Source organism: Bradyrhizobium sp. Crot121, from assembly GCF_059512385.1.
This window is the reverse complement of sequence record NZ_JCAMOR010000247.1, coordinates 1-1,242: the sequence shown is the minus strand read 5'-3', so window position 1 is coordinate 1,242 and position 1,242 is coordinate 1. Positions and strand designations below refer to the sequence as shown.

General features: G+C 59.2%; 2 protein-coding genes. Both read left to right on the top strand.

Going from position 1 to position 1,242, the window contains the following annotated elements; translation table 11 throughout:
- Window positions 1–593: 593 nt before the first annotated feature.
- A complete protein-coding gene (locus tag AC5ZGW_RS46320) occupies window positions 594–878 on the top strand; it encodes a hypothetical protein (protein WP_165421627.1) in 285 nt (94 codons plus the stop codon).
- A 140-nt stretch (window positions 879–1,018) separates the two neighbouring features.
- Window positions 1,019–1,242, top strand: a 224-nt coding sequence (locus AC5ZGW_RS46315) for a transposase (protein ID WP_496114174.1), incomplete at its 3' end; no start/stop codon positions are given.

The following is a 1,242-nucleotide window of genomic DNA, read 5'->3' as shown; positions in this document are numbered from 1 at the left end:
CCGACGAAGACCTGGAGCTGCTGCTTTTCCCTGCGCCGAAGCCTGCGTCGCAGAGCCCCCAGCGGCCCATTCCCGACCACGGCAGAGGGAATGCCCGTCAGACGCTTTGTGGCCGGCTAAGGCTCCGACGTCCGAAGGTGAGACGTCCGAGCTTTGTGATGACCCCGGATCATCATTTGCGCTGGGGATGAGACAAGAGAAGGTAAACTCGCTTGGATCGGGTCCCGAAGAGCCGAGCGGACGGGTTATGTGCTCGTTACATGGCGTCCTTGCGGGCGGCGCACCGGCGGGAGACCCGGGTCCCGGAGGCGGACGTTTCGGGGGCGGGCGGCAAATGCCAAGCTTTGCCGCCGTGATGCCCAGTGGACCTGCGTCCAGCACAGCTCGGCTTCCGTTGGTCGGGGTGGGGGGATCGAGCCGGCTGTGCCAAATTGGTGGAACAATCAGCTATTTACGCGGCTTGGGTCAGTCGGGAAACTTTAACCTACTGGTCGACCAAAGGTCGACTAAGTTGAGAAAAATCCTATATTAGTCAGATGGATTTCGTGGCGGACAGGGGACACTATATTGGCTCGGCTGAAGGTAGTTCGGCCGTGGATAAGCTTGTGTTGGCTACCGTCAACGCACCTTTCAAGCGGGATATCAGCGCGGCAATCCTTCACCAATGCATTGCGCGGGCCGAGATCAGCGAATGGCCAGTCCACGTTGCAGCGTTCTTTACCGACGTATCGCCGCGATTGGTTTTCGGCTTTGCCGCACTACACGGTATCTCCAAGTCCGAGCTCGCCGAAGCGTACGTGGTCGTGAAGACTAAGACGGGCGAGCACAACCCTGATTTGGAGAGCGAGCTTGTCCCACTGGCAGCTTCTGCTCGATAGAACAATTGTAGGCCTAGACCGCCTTCGAGCGAACGGAAAGCCCGTTCCCGATTGGGTGCTGGGGGGCGGTTGATGATCCTGGCTGTGTGAAAAGCCACGAGTCGGCTACGATTGCTCCGTTTCCTGATTGGGGGATACGGATGGGACGCTTCGTTGAAGGCGCGGACAGATCCCAGCTGACGCTGTTGCCGGAATGCCTGGAGGATTGGGTAAGCGAGGACAACGCGGTCCATGTGATCGATGCGTTCGTCGAGGCGCTCGACCTGCATGGAATGGGGTTTGAGCGCGTGATCGCGAAGGAGACGGGCCGGCCCTCCTATCATCCGGCAGTCCTTCTGAAGCTTTACATCTACGGTTATCTCAA